At 53.1% G+C, this 3,672-nt stretch carries 7 protein-coding genes; all 7 read right to left on the reverse strand.

The features are described from left to right. Positions 1–414: DinB family protein (locus JW953_04590; GenBank protein MBN1991957.1), on the reverse strand; the 414-nt coding region annotated here is incomplete at its 3' end. A 19-nt stretch (positions 415–433) separates the two neighbouring features. After that, positions 434–967, reverse strand: a complete 534-nt coding sequence (locus tag JW953_04595) for a GNAT family N-acetyltransferase (GenBank protein ID MBN1991958.1) — start codon at positions 965–967, stop codon at positions 434–436. Between the two features lie 66 nt (positions 968–1,033). Then, positions 1,034–1,411 (reverse strand): VOC family protein, encoded by a 378-nt coding sequence (locus JW953_04600; GenBank protein ID MBN1991959.1) that lies wholly within the window; start codon positions 1,409–1,411, stop codon positions 1,034–1,036. Between the two features lie 29 nt (positions 1,412–1,440). Further along, positions 1,441–1,818 carry a RidA family protein gene (locus JW953_04605; protein ID MBN1991960.1) on the reverse strand — a complete coding sequence of 126 codons (378 nt, stop codon included), beginning with the start codon at positions 1,816–1,818 and terminating at the stop codon, positions 1,441–1,443. Positions 1,819–1,915: 97 nt separating this feature from the next. Further along, on the reverse strand, positions 1,916–2,308 hold the full coding sequence (locus JW953_04610; protein MBN1991961.1) for a hypothetical protein: 393 nt from the start codon (positions 2,306–2,308) through the stop codon (positions 1,916–1,918). A gap of 81 nt (positions 2,309–2,389) precedes the next feature. Next, positions 2,390–2,758 carry an LLM class flavin-dependent oxidoreductase gene (locus JW953_04615; protein ID MBN1991962.1) on the reverse strand — a complete coding sequence of 123 codons (369 nt, stop codon included), beginning with the start codon at positions 2,756–2,758 and terminating at the stop codon, positions 2,390–2,392. 16 nt (positions 2,759–2,774) lie between these two features. After that, positions 2,775–3,672: transglutaminase domain-containing protein (locus tag JW953_04620; GenBank protein MBN1991963.1), on the reverse strand; the 898-nt coding region annotated here is incomplete at its 5' end.

Consider the following 3,672-nt stretch of genomic DNA (forward strand, 5'->3'; position numbering starts at 1 on the left):
ATCAATAGTGGCGCTAAAGTCTGCTATTTCTGCCGGATCCATGGTGTTGCCCGTATCCCGGACCATAATCTTCAGCCGCTCAAGCCACTTGTCTCGATGCAGGACTTGTGGGCTGCCGGCTACCAGCAGATTCATGGTGATGTCTTCGCAGCGGGCCATGTGCCATAAGAGCCAGGCCACCGAATGGTCACAGTTGCGCGGGATGCGTCGCACCTGCTCCTCGGTCATATCATTTAAGACGGCGTCTTCAAAAGACCAGGACTCCGTTTGCGCCATCTTGGCCGAGTGGAGCATGGCGTGTTGGCTCAAAAATAGTTCGATGGCCTTATCGTGCTGGTCAAACCTCATCATGATCCGGCGTAACTCGGTTAGCTGTTTATTCAAGAATTTTCGATTAGGCTCGATTTTCTCCATTTATGGCTCCAATCTATTTCTAATCATCCTCCTCCAAAAGGGCATAGTGATAATTGTCTTTCCACTGTCCTCTGATGGGGAGTATCTTGCGCCTCATCCCTTCTCGCGTCATGCCAAGCTTCTCTAAGACCCGGATTGACGCTTTGTTTTCAGCCGCAACGCCAGCTTCGATCCTATGAAGCTGAAGCTGCTCAAAACCGAACCGGATCACAGCTTTGGCAGCCTCTGTTGCATATCCTTTGCCCCATGACCCAGGCATGAGCTTGAAGTAGATCTCACCCATACGGAACCTGTCCGCCGAAAGGTTCATCCCGATGAGCCCGATGAATGTGTTTGATGACCTTTCAACTATGGTCCAGCCATATTTTCTTCTCGGGTGAGCGTGCCGGTCGTCAATGATGGGCGCAAGGACCTGTTCTGTTTCTTTGATATCAGCGGGTATGCCGAGAGTATTGAACTCGTCAACTTCTGGAAGCGAATGCAGCGAATGGATGTCAGGCATGTCACTCCATTCGACTTCTCGCATGATCAGTCTTTTAGTGTCCAGTTGCATAGCTTTCTCGCTTTGGCAACGAGGGCCGTTTTAGGTTGTCGCGAATAGTGCCGTGATACAGTAGGGTCATTTTCGTGTCTCCAGAACGGCAAAAAGATCAATAATATTACCATCGGGGTCTCTAAACCAGACGGATCTGCTGCCCCACGGATGTGTTGCCGGCAGCTTTACAAATTCAACATCCAAGGCTTTGAGTCTTTCATATTCTGCATCCACATCTTTTACTTCAAATGCAATTGTGACGCTGCCATAGCCGGCTCCCTGCATAGAAAGCGGGGCCATGCTTTCCATTCCTTCTACCGAGAATATGGCTATGCCCGCTCCTTCAGTATGCAATTCTGCGTGAACATTGTCACCCTCAACTTTGACCCCAAGCACCTTGGTGTAAAAATCAACCAGAACCGGCACGTTATTTGTGATAAGGCATATTCCTACGAATTTCATTTTCATGTCCCCTCTACAACAGCGCAAACCTAGTTTTTCTGTTTGCCTCTATAGGCGATACCATCAATCTGCACGTGCAAACCATCAGGCCCACCCACGTGCGCAAACTCGGTAGAGATTGTTTTTCGGGCCGGATAATTTCTCTTGAATCTGCGTTTGAAAACTTTTTCCATGATTGGAATATTCCATACGTCTCTTAAAAGAATGTCAACTTTCACCACTGCATCAAGGGTTAGATTAACCATTTTCAACCTTTCAGCCATGTTGTCCAAAGCGCCCTCAACCTGTTCTTCGACTGATTTACCAACATTACCGACACAGAAGTTCAAAAAAATAAAGTCGCCAGCTTCTATATAGCCTGAGTAGGCCCACTCTTCATTGATGTCTCCTCTGATTATTTCACCCATTGATATACCTCCTGAAAGTTGTATAATGAGAGTAACCTCTAGAATGTTTTAGACGCAGCCTTATGCTCCGGCCAGGTCCGCGTATGAGTTGCGTTTCTCACCCCAACCGGGGCGGACCTTGCAGGAGACGCGCCACCACTTGGTCTTGGCCCACGCCGTATTGCGCTTCCACCCACCAGGTTGCGCCGGCCTCTACCCAAGGGAGTAATTTATCCGCCATCTGGGTGTTGCTCATACCCAACGTTTGCCCATCCACCACAATGTCAAAGGGCGTGGTCAGAGGGCGATGGCTGTCAATGTAGGCTTTCATCTCGCGGATGTCGGCGGGCTGTACCGGCGCCGCTTGGCCGTCGGAATCCATTTTGGTCGGCAACAAACCGTCGCCTTTCAAAACGCGCCGCATAGACTTCATCCGCGGCCAAACACCCACCACCCAGATAGGCAGACGCGGCTGTTGCACCGGCGGTGGCGGATAAAATTGGGGATCCATCGCCGTCAGGTCCACATGATAATGTTTGCCGTTATAGGTGAAAGGCCGGCCTTGATACAACAGGGTGAGCAGGTCTATCCCTTAGTCCAACAGTTCGGCGCGGATTTTGGTGTCGGTGATTTCGTCTGTAAAAGCCTGGTAGCCCATAAAAAGGGCCCCCACCCCCACCGACAAAATGACTCGCCCGTTGGACAGGTTGTCCAGCGTGGCGGTCTCGCTGGACAGCTTCCAGGGACGCATGCGCGGCAACGGGCTGAGCATGGTACCCAGGCGGATACGCTCTGTGCGCATAGCCGCGGCGGTCAGCGCCACCCACACATCAACGTGCCATACTCCTTCCGGCATAAAGAAACCATCCCACCCGGCGGCCTCGGCCTCATGCGCACGCTCGGCCACGGTACGCGCCCCGTCGTTGAAAGGTAAGATAAAACCGTATTTGAGTGAAGGCATAGTTTGTCTCCTCTCCTTATAGGTCTACCAGTTGCATCCCTTTATTGGAGTAGCTCCTGATCACCGGTGGCACACGCAACTCATCTTCGGCCTGGTAAAAAGCGCGCATCTCGGCAAACGACTCGTTTCCGGCCAGGGTCAGGGCAGCGGCGCGGTCGAGCAGGGCCAAATCCTCCCGGGTGAGCGCCTGTTCATCCTTGTCGCCCAGCCCCCAACCGTCCCAGGGTAACAGTTCCACTTTGTTCAGCGCGGCCAAATCGCGCACCAGGTTGCCGCGAATAAACCACATGCCGTGCAAATCAAAGATGCCAAAACTGTCCGGGTCAGCCTGACCCTGGCGGCACATCTGCCATCCCTGCCCGGCGGGGATGAACTGGCCGGGCGGCATATCCAGGGTGTCAAACTGGATGCCGAGCGCCTCGCCCTGAAACGGGTCAAGCTGCGGGTCTACCATCACCCAGCGGCCCTCGTCGGCGCACCAATATTCGACCACCCAGTGGTCTTCGTAATGATTGGGCATAAAATATACGCCAAATCCGCACCGCGCCCGCGCCGGAATACCCTGATGCCGCAGCAGAGTGACCAGTAGCGTTGAATGATCGCGGCAGTTGCCGACCAATTTTTGCTCCAGGGGACGTTTCACCTGGAGCGGGTCGCCCGATAACTCCCGGATACGCGACAACATCTGCGAGACCCACCGCAAATTGATTTCTTGTTGGCGTTCCGGCGACAGTTTTAGGCCATATCGTTCGGCCCAAAAAATATGCACCATCAATCCCTGCACCATCTCCACCAGCCCGGCGATGTCGGCAGGCAAGTCGGTCAGCAGAACGCCGCAATCGCCGGGATCGGTGATGGGGCCGGGGGTGGCGTAGTAGGTCAATATTTCAGTGATTTTGTTGGATGTATTCATC

The sequence above is a fragment of the Anaerolineae bacterium genome, from assembly GCA_016931895.1.
Lineage (GTDB): Bacteria > Chloroflexota > Anaerolineae > 4572-78 > J111 > JAFGNV01.

What these genes read in the sequence shown, in the direction of transcription:
- JW953_04600 (MBN1991959.1), bottom strand. Translation starts at nt 1,411, where the DNA reads ATGAAATTCGTAGGAATATGCCTTATCACAAATAACGTGCCGGTTCTG.
- JW953_04605 (MBN1991960.1), bottom strand. Translation starts at nt 1,818, where the DNA reads ATGGGTGAAATAATCAGAGGAGACATCAATGAAGAGTGGGCCTACTCA.
- JW953_04595 (MBN1991958.1), bottom strand. Translation starts at nt 967, where the DNA reads ATGCAACTGGACACTAAAAGACTGATCATGCGAGAAGTCGAATGGAGT.
- JW953_04615 (MBN1991962.1), bottom strand. Translation starts at nt 2,758, where the DNA reads ATGCCTTCACTCAAATACGGTTTTATCTTACCTTTCAACGACGGGGCG.
- JW953_04610 (MBN1991961.1), bottom strand. Translation starts at nt 2,308, where the DNA reads ATGGATCCCCAATTTTATCCGCCACCGCCGGTGCAACAGCCGCGTCTG.